Annotated in this window: 18 protein-coding genes and 1 tRNA gene; 11 read left to right on the forward strand and 8 right to left on the reverse strand. The window is 45.4% G+C overall.

The window, feature by feature from the left end; translation table 11 throughout:
* Positions 1-2: 2 nt before the first annotated feature.
* On the reverse strand, positions 3-626 hold the full coding sequence (locus tag V7O63_RS05135) for a Yip1 family protein (RefSeq protein ID WP_340820438.1): 624 nt from the start codon (positions 624-626) through the stop codon (positions 3-5).
* Positions 627-902: 276 nt separating this feature from the next.
* Here V7O63_RS05135 and V7O63_RS05140 point away from each other — a divergent pair, with 276 nt between their 5' ends.
* From V7O63_RS05140 to V7O63_RS05180, 9 genes are all read left to right on the forward strand, one after another.
* The gene (locus tag V7O63_RS05140) at positions 903-1,616 is read left to right on the forward strand and encodes an ABC transporter ATP-binding protein (protein WP_340820439.1); all 714 of its coding nucleotides are present in this window, start codon (positions 903-905) and stop codon (positions 1,614-1,616) included.
* Positions 1,617-1,635: 19 nt separating this feature from the next.
* Complete coding sequence (locus tag V7O63_RS05145; protein ID WP_340820440.1) at positions 1,636-2,889, forward strand: COG1361 S-layer family protein; 1,254 nt, start codon at positions 1,636-1,638, stop codon at positions 2,887-2,889.
* Between the two features lie 6 nt (positions 2,890-2,895).
* Positions 2,896-4,110: an ABC transporter permease gene (locus tag V7O63_RS05150; RefSeq protein WP_340820441.1), complete on the forward strand. Its 1,215-nt coding sequence runs from the start codon at positions 2,896-2,898 to the stop codon at positions 4,108-4,110.
* 2 nt (positions 4,111-4,112) lie between these two features.
* Complete coding sequence (locus tag V7O63_RS05155; protein ID WP_340820442.1) at positions 4,113-5,327, forward strand: ABC transporter permease; 1,215 nt, start codon at positions 4,113-4,115, stop codon at positions 5,325-5,327.
* A 164-nt stretch (positions 5,328-5,491) separates the two neighbouring features.
* Positions 5,492-6,196, forward strand: a complete 705-nt coding sequence (locus V7O63_RS05160) for an ABC transporter ATP-binding protein (RefSeq protein WP_340820799.1) — start codon at positions 5,492-5,494, stop codon at positions 6,194-6,196.
* 15 nt (positions 6,197-6,211) lie between these two features.
* A complete protein-coding gene (locus tag V7O63_RS05165; RefSeq protein ID WP_340820443.1) occupies positions 6,212-7,444 on the forward strand; it encodes a COG1361 S-layer family protein in 1,233 nt (410 codons plus the stop codon).
* A gap of 14 nt (positions 7,445-7,458) precedes the next feature.
* Positions 7,459-8,673: an ABC transporter permease gene (locus V7O63_RS05170; protein WP_340820444.1), complete on the forward strand. Its 1,215-nt coding sequence runs from the start codon at positions 7,459-7,461 to the stop codon at positions 8,671-8,673.
* Between the two features lie 73 nt (positions 8,674-8,746).
* Entirely contained in the window at positions 8,747-8,983 is a 237-nt protein-coding gene (locus V7O63_RS05175; RefSeq protein WP_340820445.1) for a PLD nuclease N-terminal domain-containing protein, read from the forward strand.
* A gap of 119 nt (positions 8,984-9,102) precedes the next feature.
* Complete coding sequence (locus V7O63_RS05180; RefSeq protein ID WP_340820446.1) at positions 9,103-9,726, forward strand: sensor domain-containing protein; 624 nt, start codon at positions 9,103-9,105, stop codon at positions 9,724-9,726.
* 26 nt (positions 9,727-9,752) lie between these two features.
* On the opposite strand, the gene V7O63_RS05185 is transcribed toward V7O63_RS05180, so the two are convergent.
* Positions 9,753-10,034, reverse strand: a complete 282-nt coding sequence (locus tag V7O63_RS05185; protein ID WP_340820447.1) for a MarR family transcriptional regulator — start codon at positions 10,032-10,034, stop codon at positions 9,753-9,755.
* Positions 10,035-10,185: 151 nt separating this feature from the next.
* Between V7O63_RS05185 and V7O63_RS05190 the strand changes: the two genes are divergently transcribed.
* Positions 10,186-10,698: a response regulator gene (locus tag V7O63_RS05190; RefSeq protein WP_340820448.1), complete on the forward strand. Its 513-nt coding sequence runs from the start codon at positions 10,186-10,188 to the stop codon at positions 10,696-10,698.
* 16 nt (positions 10,699-10,714) lie between these two features.
* Entirely contained in the window at positions 10,715-12,454 is a 1,740-nt protein-coding gene (locus V7O63_RS05195) for a sensor histidine kinase (RefSeq protein ID WP_340820449.1), read from the forward strand.
* 12 nt (positions 12,455-12,466) lie between these two features.
* Here V7O63_RS05195 and V7O63_RS05200 read toward each other — a convergent pair whose 3' ends face one another.
* The 6 genes from V7O63_RS05200 to V7O63_RS05225 form a co-directional block, all read right to left on the reverse strand.
* Positions 12,467-14,074 carry a PAS domain-containing sensor histidine kinase gene (locus tag V7O63_RS05200; RefSeq protein ID WP_340820450.1) on the reverse strand — a complete coding sequence of 536 codons (1,608 nt, stop codon included), beginning with the start codon at positions 14,072-14,074 and terminating at the stop codon, positions 12,467-12,469.
* 552 nt (positions 14,075-14,626) lie between these two features.
* A tRNA-Ser gene (locus V7O63_RS05205) sits at positions 14,627-14,743 on the reverse strand.
* A 49-nt stretch (positions 14,744-14,792) separates the two neighbouring features.
* Complete coding sequence (locus V7O63_RS05210; RefSeq protein ID WP_340820451.1) at positions 14,793-16,022, reverse strand: TIGR00375 family protein; 1,230 nt, start codon at positions 16,020-16,022, stop codon at positions 14,793-14,795.
* A 6-nt stretch (positions 16,023-16,028) separates the two neighbouring features.
* Positions 16,029-16,805 carry a proteasome assembly chaperone family protein gene (locus V7O63_RS05215; protein WP_340820452.1) on the reverse strand — a complete coding sequence of 259 codons (777 nt, stop codon included), beginning with the start codon at positions 16,803-16,805 and terminating at the stop codon, positions 16,029-16,031.
* The gene (locus V7O63_RS05220) at positions 16,793-16,966 is read right to left on the reverse strand and encodes an RNA-protein complex protein Nop10 (RefSeq protein ID WP_340820453.1); all 174 of its coding nucleotides are present in this window, start codon (positions 16,964-16,966) and stop codon (positions 16,793-16,795) included. Before V7O63_RS05220 ends, V7O63_RS05215 begins: the two co-directional genes overlap by 13 nt.
* 7 nt (positions 16,967-16,973) lie before the next feature.
* Positions 16,974-17,774, reverse strand: coding sequence for a translation initiation factor IF-2 subunit alpha (locus tag V7O63_RS05225; RefSeq protein ID WP_340820454.1), 801 nt, complete (start codon positions 17,772-17,774; stop codon positions 16,974-16,976).
* Positions 17,775-17,785: the final 11 nt, after the last annotated feature.

Consider the following 17,785-nt stretch of genomic DNA (forward strand, 5'->3'; position numbering starts at 1 on the left):
CCTTATAATCCCAACAATCCCAGATTGAACAATGAATAGAGGACCTGTAGCAAGATGGGTATTCCGACTGTTATCGCTGCATTCTTTAAGGTCAGGTTCCTTGAGTGCATCACTCCGAATATCCAGATATTAGCACTCCATAGCGTGAAGATAATGCCGAGAATTCCTGCAATTCTCATTGAAGGATCCGATAATATTATTTCCTGTACCATCTGTGGGTCGACAGAACTGAAGTCAATGTTTGAGAACACTTCATTGGTATAATAAAAACTGACTATTGAACCAATAATGCTTGGTATGAATCCATAAGAAGTGAATGCCATGAGCTTTTTGAAATCCCCTTCCCCATTAAGTAGCAGTGATATTATGTAAAAGACAGTGCTGTAGAGTACCCATCCGATAAGAACACCGATCAGTCCACCTATAACACCTGCTATCGCACCGAAACCGGCAAATGCCGCTGCTTCTTCTGGTAGCGATGACATTACTTTCATAGTGACAGTATACGCACTTATGGCAGAGACCACCATCAACACTGCCATAATTATAAGTGGGTTCTTCCACTCGATCGGTTCATTTGCTTTTTCTCTAAAAAAGCCATTGGGGTTTGTTAATACTTCTAACATAAGTTCCACATCCTTTCAATTGCCAATAACCATCCAAAAGTTTACATAATCAAATCTGTCGATATATAGTCAAACTCTTCAATGTCCTTGGGTTATTTATAGTTTATTACTTGGATATGAATGCAAAATTCTACACAACTGGTCCTATGTGACTGAACATTCCTGACGTCTGCGAAGAACATTTTTATAAGTTCAGACCAGACTTACTTAAAACAGAGATAATGGTGTTCCATTAGCTACCTTATCGGATGTTGGATAGTTTTTCAGGGTGCAGTCGTGGCAGAGAACAAAGATATTGGTCCGGATACAGACAATGATACTCCTGTAATTGAGCTTGTCAACATTTGCAAGAGCTATCATGTTGGGGATATGGATGTTCCCATACTCAAGAGCGTTGACCTGAGGGTAGCTCAGGGTGAGTTCGTTGCCATTATGGGTCCTTCTGGTTCCGGTAAGAGTACATTGATGAATATGATAGGATGCCTTGACAGGCCGAACTGTGGTCAGGTCCTTGTTATGGGTAAGGATGTCAATACACTCTCAGACCCTGAACTTGCAAAACTCAGAGGACTTGAGATCGGCTTTGTTTTTCAGAACTTCAACCTTGTTCCACGCCTGACGACCCTCCAGAATATCGAGCTTCCAACCTATGCCAATAAAAAAGCGGGCATCGATGCCAGAAAAAAGGCTAAGGAACTCGTGGAGATGGTAGGACTTGGGGAACGTATGAACTACAAGCCTTCTGAGATGTCAGGTGGGCAGCAGCAGAGGGTCGCCATCGCAAGGGCACTGATAAACGAACCCTCCCTTATCCTTGCGGATGAACCCACCGGTAATCTGGATTCGGTAACCGGGAATGATATCATGGAGATATTCGCTGATCTCCATCGAAAGGGAAGGACAATAGTCATGATCACACACGATCCTGAACTTGCTGAATATGCGGACAGGATCGTAAATATAAGGGATGGTATTATAGTCGGTAACTAAAGAAAAAAGAGGAAAGAGAATGTTGGGGAAATACAGGGACAGGATGGACAGGGCTCTTCTTTTCCTGTTCGTCGTTTTGATATTATCACTTTTCATGCCAGCAAATGCATCTGCTGCAGATGGCGCGGACCTCAAGGTGAGTGTTTTGAAATATGAACCCATCCCTGCGGAGATAGGGGAGTATGTCACTGTCTGGGTCAAAGTTGAGAACCTGGGTTACGCGAAGGCAGATGACCTGTCCGTAAGGATCGTTCCGGAGTATCCGTTCTCTATAGACAGCAGCGATAATGAGCTTGTCAATATCGGTATCCTTTCACCTGATAACGCAGCAGTTGAGGAGTTCAGGTTGTATACGGATGCAGCCGCAAATCAGGGTGTTGGGACCATTGAGGTATTCTATCAGGAAGATTCCGGTGGGACATGGTTCAAAAAGGAGTTCGATATAAGGGTAGGCTCGGATACCTTTGACAGCAAAGGTACCCTTCAGCTTTCCGGGACTCCTTTGAAAGAACCCGAGGTATTGATGCCGGGTGATACGGGCACAATATCCTTCACGCTCCGGAACAGCGCCACGGAATACACGATAACCATCGATGATGAGCAGTATGATACCAATGCCAGGATACAGTCGGCTTCCCTTAATGGCGTGGAAGGTGTGAAAGTGACCACCGGATCATACTATGGTAACGGTCTTATCGGTCCCGGTGAATCAGTGGACCTGACCTACAACATCGAGATCGATGAGGATACCCCTGATGGAACTTACTATCTTGACTTCTCCATAGTCGGCAGTTCGCATTCATACAACAACAACTGGAGGATCCCTGTTAAGGTAGACAGTTCGTCTGTCAGGGTGATACCTTCAAAACCTCTGGCCCTTGAGAATGGTGAGGTTGTACTGGAATTCGATGTTGCGAATATCCATCCGAACACACTTTCCTCTGTCAGTGTCGAGCTTGAAGCGGAAGGTATCGAGTTCTCGCCTTCAGAGTATTTCATTGGTTCCATGGATGCCGATGAACTTTTCACCATAGAGATCAGTGCAAAGGCCGTCTCGGAGGACATCTCCTTCCCTGTGGACCTTGTGGTCAATGCCAATTACAGGAACGGGTTGAACGAGCACACAGAGCAGGTGGATGTACGCCAGCTCCAGCATCATGTTGTTGCTGATGAGAGTGGTACCGGTGCCCACATTGCATTTGTTCTTCTGGTAGTCATCGGTGCCGGTGCTTACATACTTTACAAACGCAGGATGAAAAAAGAGCAAGAGTGACCTCTGATGTTAAGTCCGGCTCAGGCTATACGGATATCACTGGGTAGTATCGGCAGCTCCAAGATGAGGTCTGCCCTTACGACCCTTGGGATCATCATCGGCGTTGCAGCGGTCATAGCCAACGTCTCCCTCGGAGCCAGTTTCAACCAGTACTTCAATGATGAGATCGGTGCTGTGGGTTCCAACTTCATTGTTGTATATAGCCAGAGCATAGATGTTTTCTTTGACAGGGAACTGGAGATAATAGAGAACACTCCCGGAGTTGAGGGTGTATCTCCAATAAATCAACAGATGGCGAAGGTCACTTACATGTCGACCTCGCGACAGATCGATATTCAGGGGGTCACCGAGGACTATGATGAAGTAGCGAACTTCGATCTGGATTCAGGGACATTTCTCACGGACAAGGACCGTTACGTTGCTGTCATAGGTGCCGAGGTCGCCTACGAGAAGTTCGACAAGAAGATATCTGTCAAGAACCCGATCGATATCACCTTCAGGAGGGAGGATGGTGGGGTGGTCACCCAGACTTTCATTGTGAAAGGTATAGTTACGGACCCTGAAACCACTTTTGCGCAGACTGGTGTGGAACCTGAGATCCGTGTCTTCATTCCTATCGAGACAATGAATGAGATACTGGGCAAGGATGATTATGGTGGATTCTTCATCAAGGCACAGAGCCTCGAGGTTGTCAGGGAGACCGGGGATGAACTGGACGAACGTCTTGCAAGGGCACTGGGTGTTCCAAGCAGGGACCTTGACAACGATGATGCAAAACCATATATCGTGTTCGACCAGATCGAGATACTGGAGCAGACCAACCAGCTCTCAGCAGCGCTTACATCGCTTCTGACATCAGTTGCATTCATCTCGCTGCTTGTGGGCTCCATCGGTATTATGAACATCATGCTTGTGACAGTTGCTGAAAGGACCCGTGAGATCGGTCTTTTGAAGTCTCTTGGTTACAGTGAGAAGGATATCCTTGCACTTTTCATAATTGAGTCTATGATAGTAGGTGTGATTGGAGGGGTCTTAGGTACATTACTCGGAATAGCAGGTGCTCTGGTGGCGAATGATATCCTTGATGTGCCGGACGTGTTCCCTGTAAGCCTGATATTCCTCGGATTCTTCGTATCGCTGCTGGTGGGTCTGGTGGCCGGTGTTTATCCTGCAAGGAAGGCTGCACGCATGAACCCTGTTGAAGCTCTGAGGAAGGAGTGAACATGATAGACCTGAGACATTCATTCATTATCGCTCTTGGAAGCATAAGCAGTGCGAAGATGAGGTCCGCCCTCACCGCCCTTGGTATAATTATAGGTGTGGCTGCTGTTGTTGCGAATGTCTCCCTTGGTGCAAGTTTCAACCAGTACTTCACGGATGAGCTGGGTTCACTTGGTTCTAATTTCATAATCATATACAGTCAGGATGTCAATATCTTCTATGACGCTGAGCTGGAGCTCATAAGGAACACACCGGGTATCGATAGCGCTTCGGCCTTCAATCAACAGACAGCTGCTGTCACATACATCTCCTCAACCCGACAGATCGATGTGCAGGGGGTGGGTGAGGATGCCCGGTACATATCGAATCTGCTTGTGGAAGAAGGTAATTTCCTGTCGGATAAGGACAAGTACGTGGCAGTCATAGGAAAAGAGGTTGCGGAGGAGAAGTTCGACAAGGATGTCTCCATCAAGAACTATATGGATATAACTATCAAACGTGATGACGGTACCACTGTGACCCGTAAGTTCCGTGTGAAGGGCATACTTGCCAGTGAGGATAACACCTTTGTAACAGGTGGTCCTGACCGTGATGTGACGATCTATGTCCCAATAGCGACCCTGAACGAGATGCTCAATGTGACTGATTATGTGGGATTCTCTGCAAGGACAGAGGATGCAGAGTCTGTGGGGGAGGTCGCAGATGAGGTGGATAAGAGACTGGCAAGGTCTCTGGGGGTTCCTACAAGGGATCTTGATAATGATGATGCGAAACCCTATCGCATCTTCGACCAGGCAGAGATCATAGAGCAACTCGATGCCCTTGCAGATTCCCTGACGGTCCTCATCACACTGATCGCAGTAGTTGCACTCATTGTCGGTTCTATAGGTATCATGAACATCATGCTTGTCACAGTCACCGAAAGGACCCGTGAGATCGGTCTTTTGAAATCCCTTGGATATACGAGGAATGGGATTCTTACTCTCTTTATTCTGGAATCCATTACCGTGGGTGTCATTGGTGGTATACTCGGCACACTACTGGGTCTGGTGGGGTCCTATGTGGTGGAAGTCTACCTGAACATCCCTCCTGTGTTCCCGTTCTATCTTGTTTTCCTTGGCTTCTTCATCTCTGTATTTGTTGGTCTGGTAGCCGGTGTCTATCCTGCTAATAAGGCTGCGAACCTTGACCCGGTGGAAGCTCTGCGACATGAATGATGATTCTAGGATGCCTGCTTTTTCTTTGTTTATCAATCTCAATTATCCATGGGCATAATATTCAAACCAGTCGATTTATGGAAAGGTTTAAGTATTTGCCGTGCATTGACTAACTTGACGATAAATAGTCGAGTTGGACAAGTTGAGGTGTACAAATGGTTGAAATGGCTGACAACGCTGCTTATGTTCCTGATGATGGCAATGTTATCGATATCGCGGGTCTGAAAAAGAGCTACTTCCTTGGCGAGATGGAAGTGCCTATCCTCCACGGTATAGACCTGTGCATTAAAAAAGGGGAATTCGTTGCCATCATGGGTCCATCCGGGTCGGGGAAGAGTACCCTGATGAACATGATAGGCTGTCTTGACAGGCCTACGGATGGAAAGGTAATGCTCATGGGGAAGGACACGAACATTATCTCAGATAATGAGCTTGCAGAACTACGTGGTTTTGAGATCGGTTTCGTTTTCCAGAACTTCAACCTCATTCCACGTTTGAGTGCCTACGAGAATGTGATGCTTCCAACTTATTCCAACACAAAGAAGGGAATGGACACCTCTACTCGGGCACGGGATCTGCTGAAACTGGTGGGTCTCGATGACCGTATGGGTCACAGGCCACCGGAACTCTCAGGTGGTCAGAGGCAGAGGGTAGCAATAGCAAGGTCACTGATAAATGATCCCTCTCTGATACTTGCAGATGAACCAACAGGGAATCTGGATTCAAAGACAAGTGAGGAGATCATGGGGATCTTCTCAGACCTGCACAAAAAAGGTCGTACAATTGTGATGATCACCCATGATCCTGAAATGGAACAGTATGCAGACAGGGTGGTTCACATAAGGGACGGCTATATTGGTAATAATTGAAACGGGTGGTTTGTAATGAAGATTATCTATGAGGTCAAAAGAGCATTCTATGTACTGCTCTGTGTAGCGATGTTGAGCACTTCTTTCATGGTACCTGCTTCTGCAGATTCTGCCGCCACGATGACGGTGGATGTTATAGACTATGATCCCTTCCCGGCCCAGATCGGCGAGTATGTCGATGTTAGGGTCAAGATAGAGAACATAGGTTATGGTCGTGCAGATGCGGTCTCCCTGAAGATGGATCCTGAATACCCGTTCTCTCTTGATTCACAGAACAACGCGGTGGAATTCATTGGCATACTTTCTCCTGATGACGCAGCCGTTCATGAATTCCGCCTCTACGTTGATGAGAATGCGAAGGTAGGGACCGGTACAGTGGATATCTACTATCAGGTCCATGAAGGCGGTTCATGGTTCAAGTCCTCCTTTGACCTTAAAGTTGGTTCCAGTTCATTTGACAGCAAAGGAACCATCGAACTCACGGAGATAACCTCTGAGCCTGAGGTATTCATGCCAGGGGATACGGGAACCGTGAGTTTCACCCTTACAAATACAGCAACAGAAAGCTCGGTCACCATCGACGGTGAGGAATTCGATACCAATGCCCGTGTCCAGTCAGCAACCCTTGGTGGTGTTGATGGGATAGATGTCACAAGTGAGAGCTATGTTGGCTCCGGTGTGATAGGTCCGGGTGATTCGATAAGTGTGAGCTACAATGTTGACATTGCTGACGATGCACAGGATGGAACTTACTATCTTGACCTTTCAATGGTGGGAAATTCATATTCATATAATAACAACTGGAGGATCCCTGTAAAGGTCGATTCTGCAACTGTCAAGGTCATACCTTCCAAACCAATGACTCTTGTCAATGGTGAGGGAACCCTTGAGTTCGATGTTGCCAATATGCACCCTAACACCCTCAGCTCTGTAAGTGTAAAGCTCAGTGCAGATGGTGTCGATCTCTCTCCTGAGGAATACTTCGTTGGCTCAATGGACTCAGATGAGCTCTTCACCATAGAGATCGATGCCAGAACCGATATAGATGCTGAGTCTGTGCCCGTTACTATCACCGTTGATTACAGGAACGGTATCAATGAGCACAGCACAGAGGTCGCTGTCCGTGACCTTTCCCTCATCACCGAGGATGAAGGCAATGCCGGGAACCTTGCAGTCATGGCTGTTGTACTGATCGCATTCCTCGGTATCCCTGCAGTGGTCTACATGAAGCGCAGGAAGCAGAACTAAAGCAGGTGCAGATCATGCTGAGTCTGAAACATTCCTTCAGGATGGCTGTCGGCAGTATCGGCAGCTCAAAGCTCAGGTCCGCACTGACGACACTTGGTATTGTCATCGGTGTTGCTGCGGTGATAGCCAACGTCTCCCTTGGAGCCAGTTTCAACCAGTATTTCACTGAAGAGATTGGTTCTGTGGGTAACAATTTCATCATTATCGAAGGAAAGACATCCAACCTCTTCCATGATGATGAGATGGAGATCATAAAGAACACACCGGGAATTGTGGGTGTATCTCCTTTGAGTCAGGAGGTTGCACAGGTCAAATACATATCCGCCACGCGGCAGATCACTGTTCAGGGTGTCTCGGAGGACTACGAGGAAGTAGGGAATATCCAGATGGAAAGCGGGACCTTCATCGATGACAAGGACAAATACATGGCAGTCATCGGTCATGATGTAGCCTATGATAAGTTCGACCGCAAGATCTCCGACAAAAATACAATCGAACTGACCTTTACAAGAGCTGACGGTGAGACCGTTACAAAACAGTTCAAGGTGAAGGGTATCGTTGACAGTCCGGAGACGACATTCGTCCAGAGTGGCATCGAACCTGACGAAAGGATCTTCATTCCAATCGCAACCATGAACGAGATCATGGATGAGGACTATTACTGGGGATATTTTGCAGCAGCTGACAGTCTTGAATCTATAGGTGATGTCACGGATGAACTTGACAAGAGACTTGCAAGGGACCTTGGTGTTCCTTTCAGGGATCTGGACAATGAGGATGCAAAACCCTACGCACTTACGGACCAGGGTGAGATCCTTGAAGAGGTGGACCAGTTATCTGCTGCACTTGGATCATTGCTCACTTCCGTTGCTCTGATCTCACTTATTGTGGGTTCCATCGGCATTATGAACATCATGCTGGTAACGGTCACTGAAAGGACCGGTGAGATAGGTATCATGAAATCCCTCGGGTATAAGAACTATGAGGTTCTGTCCCTGTTCATGGTGGAATCTATTGTAGTGGGACTTTTCGGAGGTGTACTTGGGATCATCCTGGGTGTAATAGGTGCCTATCTTGCAGATAATGCAATGGGTCTTCCTTACGTATTCCCTGTGGACATGATCCTCACTGGTATGCTGGTATCACTCATAGTTGGTCTTCTTGCCGGTCTTTACCCGGCCAATAAGGCTGCAAGGATGAATCCGGTGGATGCTCTAAGGCACGAATAGGTATAATATGGATATGCATCAATAGGTAGCAGGCCAGTCAATAAATTAAAAGATCATCAAAGGACAAATTAAAATGTTAGAAGAGATATTGATAGGGATCCCGATACTTATGTTCCTGTTCTTTTTCGGAGCAGGGATACTTGGTACCCTGTTCTGGATATGGATGCTCATTGACTGTGCGACCAGGGAACCTTCTGAAGGGAATGACAAACTGATATGGATCATCGTGATAATATTCACTCATCTGCTGGGAGCTCTTATCTACTTCCTTGTAAGAAGGCCAAAGCGTATTGAGATGTATGGCAGATAAGCGGTAGTTCCAATGAATGGCAGTAGAAAGTAACCATCAGATATAGTAGTGATATCAGGACTTCAGAGGTGGCAGATACCTGTCACGATAAAAAACGATCATAAAAACGAGGATAATATATGGCTGAGATGAGGAATACTATGTGGAATTTCATAAAGGTTGCTTTCATGAAGCAGACCTATCTGAACATTCTCTATCTCATTTTCTCTTTCCCGCTCGGCACAGCTTATTTTGTGTTCCTGGTAACGGGCCTGTCATTAGGTTCCGGCCTTTTGCTGGCATGGGTAGGTATTCCTATTCTGATACTTGTTTTCCTGGCATGGTGGGAGATAGCATCCTTTGAACGTCAGATGGCGATATGGCTGCTTGGTATTGAGATAGCTCCCATGTCCCTGAAGCCTGCTCCTGACCAGAGCATCCTTGGAAAGGCAATATTCAGGATAAAGAGTCCTGTAACATGGAAAGCACTTCTATTCCTTCTGGTGAAATTCCCTCTTGGTATCCTCTCACTTGTAACTATGGTGGTCCTTGTGGCACTGACCATAGGAATGCTCACAAGTCCGGTGACCTATTTCTTCGGTAGTGGACCGGGGGATAGTTTTGTAGGATCGGTACTTTTCTCTGTATTGGGTATATTTGTAGGACTTGCATCTCTCCATTTGTTGAACCTGCTGGCCCATATTGAAGGAACATTTGCAAAAAAGATGCTGGGATATTCAGAAAAGTATACTGAGTCGCTTTAAAAGGAAAATGAAAGGAAACCGGTCTTTCAGTCACTCAGACTGTTGATACTATCGTAGAAATCGAGTATCAGCTTTGTCTTTTCACTCTCAAGGTTGAGCCTGAAAGTCCTGATCTGCTTTCCAAGAGGTTTCTCGATGACGATATTACTTTTAATAAGTGGTGTGATGACCCTTGCAACACTGGAGTGTGATAATCCTGTCTCATCTGCAATTCCAGATAGATAGGTCGATTCATCCTTGTGTGCGATGAGGTTTTTCAGAACTGTCATCTGGGCCGTTTTTCCAAATATCTCTTCCAGCGCATCCATTTTATATCTTAGTAAGATATTATGTTATGGCTTATAAGATCTTCTTTTATCGGATAGCCTGTTGACAAAAACATGGACTTTTTCATATTTGGAAAGGTTTTAATAATATCGTACTTCTATATTTCATAAGCTTGTTTCAGGTAGAATTATCATGGATGGAGAAAACATTAGCGTAAAGATCCTTTCACTTCTGGAGAATGACCCGGGTATAAGCACTAAGGAGATCTCTGAGAAATTATCAGTTTCCGAATCTTATGTCAAGGAGACACTGGAAAGTATGTCCGATATAAGGCAGAAGGTTCTTATTGTCGATGACGAGATGGATGCTCTGATAGCTTTGAAAGTAGCTCTGGAAACAGAAGGGTACAACGTTGTAGAGGCAAAGGATGGTCATGAGGCTATAGAGAAGGTTCATTCCGAGATACCGGATGTGATATTGCTCGATCTTATGATCCCTGGCATCGATGGCTTTGAGGTTTGCAGACAACTGCGATCCGACCCGACCTACAGTCATATTCCTGTGATAATGCTCACTGCCCGTGGTGAGATCGATGATAAGGTTGAAGGTATCGAACTGGGTGCTGATGATTATGTCACAAAGCCGTTCAACCTGAAAGAACTGAAAGCACGTATAAAGATGGTCCTGAGAAGGAATCAGGATTGATATAGTTTTTTGATATATGTGGAACCGGAAAAGCAGATGGAATCTAATTCTCCTTGCCGTAGTAGTTCTGCTTTTGATAAGTTCCATATTCTTTCTCTGGATGAGGACCAACCTTGAGGTCAGGTCGGTAGTTGAGGAACAATACCAGAATCAACAGTTGTCACTGACACGCCAGATAGCTGACAATATCGAGAAGACACTCAATGAAAGGGTACTGTTGCTCGAGGTTATCGCCAAAAAGGATACAGGTGTTCCTCCTGATAATTACCTGTCCGACCTTAAAAGTGTCTATGATGTTGCAGGGATATTCTATGTGGTTGAATATGTCTCAGAGGACGGTACGATAGTTTCGGGCTATCCTGAAGAGAACGTTCCTATCGGTCTGAATCTCTATGATTCGAATCAGTATGGCGCCTTTGAAATGGTAAAGGAGTCCGGAGAGGTATATGTTACGGATCCTTTGAAGCTGATAGAGGGTAACTATGGTTCTTTTATATGGGTGCCTGTTTATGAGGGTGGTGAGTTCAGGGGTGCTTTCATTGCGATAGTCCAGGAATCAGACCTTAAAAGCAGGTATGTGGTGGAATCTAATTCGTCCAGTTACGCATATCTCCTTGACAACAGAGGAAGAGTGCTTTATTCCGATCAGGGTGACTATCCAAGACGTACAAGCTATGCAGAGATCATGGCTTCTACTTCTTCGGGACTTAGCAATATCATTGCAGAACAGGTGAATGGTACGGAAGGGAACGGTAAGTACCTGATCCTTGAAAATGGATCTCTGGTCGAGGAAAGACTTGTCTCATATTCGCCTATTGAGTGGTACAATCAGAAATGGTCACTGGCAATAACAAGTCCTTCTTCTGAGGTTGACAGGCTTATCGTATCTGTTTACCTGAAACTTTTCATTGTAGCCGTGGTTTCGGTACTCTTCATAGTATTCGTTAGTTCGTTCCTGGTCATAATCCTCTTCAACTGGAGCAAGAGCCTTGAAAAGGAGGTTGATGAGAAGACCCAGGAACTCAAGGAATCCAATGAATCATTGAAGGCAGCAAATAGTAAGCTCAAGGAACTTGACAGGCTGAAGACCGAATTCCTTTCGGTGGTCTCCCATGAGCTGAAAACACCGCTGACTGCCATGAAAACCTCAAGTGAGTTCCTCCGGGAGAATGATAGTTGTGATATTCCTCTGAAGAATCAGATGCTTGATATCGTCATCAGGAACATAGACCGGCAGTCAAGGATGGTCGATGACCTTCTTGATATATCCAGGATCGAATCCGAGCGCATGAAGTTCCATCAGGAGCCTGTGGACATAGGGGAAACCATCAGGATGTCCCTTGAGATCCTTGACAGCTTCATAAAGGAAAAGGATATGGCGGTACTGGTGAACCTGCCTGATAACCTTCCGGTGGTCAATACGGACAGGGACAAACTGGTTCAGGTTTTCGTGAATCTTCTCAACAATGCTGTCAAGTTCAGTAAGAAGGGTGGAAGGATCGATATCAATGTGGTGGATGAGGATGACTATCTAAGGGTAAGTGTAGTTGATGATGGTATTGGCATGGGGACTGAAGAAATAGAGAGGATATTCGATAAGTTCTACCAGATAGACAGTACCTCTACCCGCAAGGTTGGAGGAAGCGGTCTTGGACTTTCAATTGTCAAAGGTATCATTGAAGGTCAGGGTGGGACCATAACTGCCAGCAGCGAAGAAGGAAAAGGCAGTACTTTCACATTTACATTAAAAAAATAACCACCAAGTGTTTCATATCTCATAGTTCTCAGGTATGGTGAAGGTAAAATCACTGCCTTTGTCAGGTTCACTGCTCACCTGAATGTTCCCGCCATGCATCTCAACGAATCTCTTCACGATCATAAGTCCCAGACCTACGCCTTCATATCTGCGTGTGAGTGCCGGGTCTATCTGCAGGAAAGGCTGGAATAATTTATCAAGGTCCTTTTCATCTATTCCGATTCCCGTATCCTTTACCGAGAACTTCAACATATCCTTCTCCCTGGAAATAGTCACCTTTATCTCTCCCATCTCGGGTGTGAACTTGATGGCATTGTTTATCAGGTTGTAAAGGATGGTCTTCAGCTTGTTCTTATCGATGTGTATGACAGTGATGTCATTTTCAAGCTCAAAATCAAGTTTTATATGTTTCTTCTTTGCCATTGGAAGAGTGGAGTTCTTTATGTCCTTGACGATAGCTGGTGCAGAGACCTCTTTAATGTTGAGTTCCAGTTTTCCTTCCTCTGCAGCTGATAGTTCGATCATCGAGTTGATAAGAAGAAGCAAACGATTCCCACTTTTCTTGATGACATCAAGATATTTTTTCTGTTCATCATTGGTCTGTCCCAGGTAATCCTCATATAAGAGATCGGAATAGCCCATTATTAGATTAAGTGGTGTCCTCAGTTCATGACTTACGTTGGAAAGGAACTGTTTTTTAGTACGGTTGACATTCTCAGATAGAAGTTTGGCAAAAACAAGTGCTTCTTCAGCTTTTTTCTTGTCGGTTATGTCCTCTCCTGATGAGATTACCTCTGTTATGTTCCCTTCTTCATCTCTCATCATAATATTATGCCATGCGAATATCCTTGTCTCTTCCTGTACTCTGATGGGGGCTTCAAAATATGGCATTGGTTCGATCTCTTTTCTGATGAGTTTTGCATAACCTTTCTTTGCCACCTCTTTAAGATCATCAGGCATTGCAAGTTCGAACCAGTTCTTTGAGATGATGTCAGATTCCTTGCAATTGAATATCTGGGCTCCTTTTTTGTTGATAAGTTTGATGTTTCCTTCCCTATCCAGAACAAGGATTATCACGCCTACTATGTCAAGATACTTCTGGGCCCTGTCCCTTTCTTCCATTAGCTTGAACTCGACATGTTTCAGTCTGGCGATGTCCACCATAAGTCCGTTGATACCCTTATATTCCCCATCTTCAATGATGGGTCGGGATGTGGTATGAACATAACTGATATCTCCCTTTTTCTTGACTATCCTGAACATGTATGGTTTATGTTCACCTGCTACGGTCTTTTCAATGTCCTGAAGAAGTCCGGGTATATCATCAGGATGAACATGTTTTGTAAAATGTGTGCCAAGAACCTCTTCGATCTCATACCCGGTTATATTCCTGATAGCAGAATTGAGGTATGTGAAATATCCATTCTCATCTACGGTAAAGAGGACATCATTGAGGTTGTTGAGCCTGCCTGAGTAGAACTCCTCTGTTTCCTGTAGTTTTGTCCTCGATGCATCTAATTGAACTTCCAGTTCCCTTATCCGGTCCAGAAGTTCTTTTTCAGTAAGATGTATATCAGCATTATCTGTGCATTTTGTGCCTTTATGCTTGTCCATTGTCATTTTCCGGTAATCGGTAGCTAGTTTGTTATAATAGCTTTACGGCTGGATCAGGTATTCTGTCCTGCTGTGTCTTATGAACCTGAATAGGTTATTTTGCACCAGCATCTGCACGGTAAATGCTGTGCATATTTCCAGATCCTGTATTCTGCTGTCCCAACTAACGGTAATTATCCTTTAGACAATTCTATTTGTGATCCATGTGGTATTTCACAGATCACACTATTGCCAGATATCATATTTACTTTCTATATAATGTTATATTAATGTATTTGTGTTCTAAGGGCTATATGTGCAAACTTCCAATAGTATTTATTCGTATCTTGCGGACTGATCATACAGGTTACGCAGGATATATAGTAGAAGGAAATAAATGAACGACTCTGAAGCCTATATAGATCCTATCGCTTACAACTAAATTAGGGTCGTACAATTGTGCGCGGGGTAACACTTCCCGCAAATACCTTCAGCCACTCTTTTTAAAAATGAGTTGGTGTACGAAAAAGGCGCCTTCTCTTCTTTTCCGTAATTGAAACCACTGGAACAGTAAATAAACGCCGAGGTTGGGATTCGAACCCAAGCACTCCTCCCGGAGAAACCGGTCTCGAGCCGGTCGCGTTTGGACTCCGGGGCTTAAGCAGCCGCCGGATTAGTCCGCTCTGCCACCTCGGCACATTGGATTTGAAGGACTTGCTATCTTAAAAAGGTATCGAGGGAATCTTTAGAAGTCGAAAAGTGAACTCTGGTTGTTTTCCTGGGGCCTGGTTTTAACATCCTGTTCTCCCTTCTCATTTTCCGGGATCTCGATGCTTCCGTACTGGCCTCCACCACCGGGGCGAATGATGAGTTTCTCTTCCCTGAAGGCGATTATCGCATTAACAATGCGGCTGTCAAGATGCTTCATGTCGTCGGTCTCAGCATTGAGCAGTACGTTCAGTTCATTTCCGTATCTTTTCATAAGGTCATTCCATGGGGTCTGCACACCTTTGGTGTTTATACTGGCATGGCCTATGGCCGTCATGATGATCTCAGAGAGTGGCATCAGGTGAATGTAAGGAGGTCTGTGGTCCGGGTGTTTCGGTTCATCGAAGTCGGCAAGCTCGTTCACCCTGTCCTTTACTCCCTTCTTGATGACCCCTCCACAGTTGCTGCATTTCCAGTTCTTTGAAAGGCATTGTTCAAGAGTGTAGTGTGTAAAACATTTGATACATGCGGACTCGTTGTATTTTCCTTCCTGCGGATAGAATCCTGCATTGTATTTCACTCCGTATCCGCTCTCCCTGAGGATGGCTTTTTTGAGTCCTTCAAAGGTCACTTCAGGGACATTGATCTGATTGAACTCCCTTGCCAGTTTGTTTGCCCATGGTGAGTGTGCGTCGGAGTTTGAGAGGAATGTAAGCCTGTGAAGTTCCTCTATCCTATCTGCATAGTTGCTGTCTGCACTAAGCCCCAGTTCAAGAAATGAAATATAGTCCGTCATATCTCCATAGCAACTCTCAAGTGAATCGTGGTATGCATAGAGTGCTGTCCAGGGGGTGAAGGCATGACATGGTCCGATAAGGGCTTCCACATCCTTTGCTATCTCCGCGATCTCACATCCGTTCAGTCTGACAGTAGGCCTGCCATCAACTTTGAGATCCCCGAACTTCGACAGTCTTTCCGCAAGCTCTTCAGCTTTGGATATGGATGGTAAGAGCAGCAGGTGATGTACGCGGCTGCTATCCTCTACTTCAGTCGTAATTAAAAAATCAGTTTTCCCGATGGCGATGGTCTCATCATCGACCGCTGCTGCTTTGATAGCTTTGAGCCATTCGGGATGGGTACAGTCTCCGGTAGCAACCAGGTCTATACCTTTTTTTGCCGCTTCCTCTGCCATTACTGGCAGTTCCATCTTATTCGAACAGGCCATCGAATATCTGGAATGCAGGTGTAGGTCGGCATTGATCAGCATTTTATCTTAGCCAATATATCTCAGGTCTTCGTCCTTTGTAGCAGCCATGTCCGGCATGCCCTGCTGTTGCTGCTCAACTTCCTTGAGCCTTGCAACGATCTTCTCCATTTCCTTTGCACGCTCTTCAAGAGGTCCGACGTCAATATCGATATTGAATATCTTGCAAATGACCTTGAGCAATGATTGTGCACTCTTTGGATCTACGAGGTATCCTGAGGTAAGTCCCATAAGGCATGCAGAATCTATGTTCCTGAACTTGCTGAGTCCAAGCAGAAGTCCTGATGCACCTACAATACCTCCTCCGGGTTCGTTCTCCTTGAAATCGACCCCGTACTCCTTAAGCTCCTCAATAAGTTCCGTGTTATTGACAGCTCCGAGTACCTCGTCGGAATGTGTAAGTTGTCCTGTGGGGAATCCTCCAAGAGTATATATTCTCTTGACTCCGAATTCAATGGCAAGGTCCAGATAGACCGTGCATAGTTTGTAGTGTCCCTCTGTGGAAGAGCTCTGGTGGTCTCCGATAAGGGCAATTATATCATGTTCCTCTGTGTGGCAGACGAACATCTCATTATTGACCAGCTGAATCTCACTGTTCTCGTCTACAAGAACCTGAGGTGGGAAAAAGTGGGAATATATCTCAAGTATCTTTTCTGCATCAAGCTCTTCGACGAGGTGCTCAGCGACAAGCTTCCCAACGTGTCCGACGCCTGGAAGTCCTACTATCAGTATGGGGTCATTAAGCTGAACATCTTCTTTTACACGAATTACTTCTATCTCTTGCATAGAATACCTTCCCTTCTTGCTGCTCTTCTATATTTCCCATAAGGGTCCTTTGGGGAAAATCTTGCAGGCTGTGGCCTAAATGTATCCGAACCACATTGTTTGCAGACAGTTTCCAGAGTATATCTGTCGCATTTCCTGCACTTGTAGATCTTCTGTCCCAATAGGATCTCACACCTTTACGGTATCATTATGTCTGTGGAACTCGCCCTTTCCACCAAGATGTTCAATGGTATCGATAGCCGCTTTTGCAGATCTCTTCAAAACAGCTTCTGCTAGCTTATAGTCAGGAGCTATCACTTTGATACGATATCTTGGGGCACCGGTGTAACTGATGTCCACTCTGACGCCTTCTTCCTTATCAACATTATTTCCAGCTTCAAGGGCCAGCTTGATGATGTCAATACCATCAGGAAGATAACAGTTGAGGTCTACATAACCTGCGATGTCCACGTAAGGCAGTTTGATGTTGCTCTGAGCGACCGTGACAATGCTTGATGCCAGCTTCTTCTTCATCTTAAGATCGCCGAAGGCAGCTTCAGCATTTATGACTGCTTCTTCGAACGCAGAATAGAGACTGCCGAAATTCTCGAATAATTTGAGCTTCAGTTTGCTCATCTCTTCTTCGCTGGTTCCGGTCTCCTCAGCAACGAACTGGAGCCACTTTGCAGCTTTCTGTTCGTTCTTCCAGTCCTGTATCTTTGCACGTTTCTGGTGCTCGTTGACATCCTTAAGGGACAGGTCTATGTGGCGGCGTGAGGTGTCTACATTGAGTACCTTGCAGACTACCTTCTGGCCTTCACGTATATGGTCTCTGACATACTTGACCCATCCGGCCTTGATCTCCGATATGTGGATAAAACCTTCCTTTCCATCGAATTCCTCAAGTGTCACGTAAGCACCGAAGTCTGTAACGTTCTTCACGGTACAGACGACGAAATCCCCGCTTTCGGGCCAAATGTTCTCATCCATTTTGGATCACT

It is taken from the genome of Methanolobus sp. WCC4 (assembly GCF_038022665.1).
Lineage (GTDB): Archaea > Halobacteriota > Methanosarcinia > Methanosarcinales > Methanosarcinaceae > Methanolobus.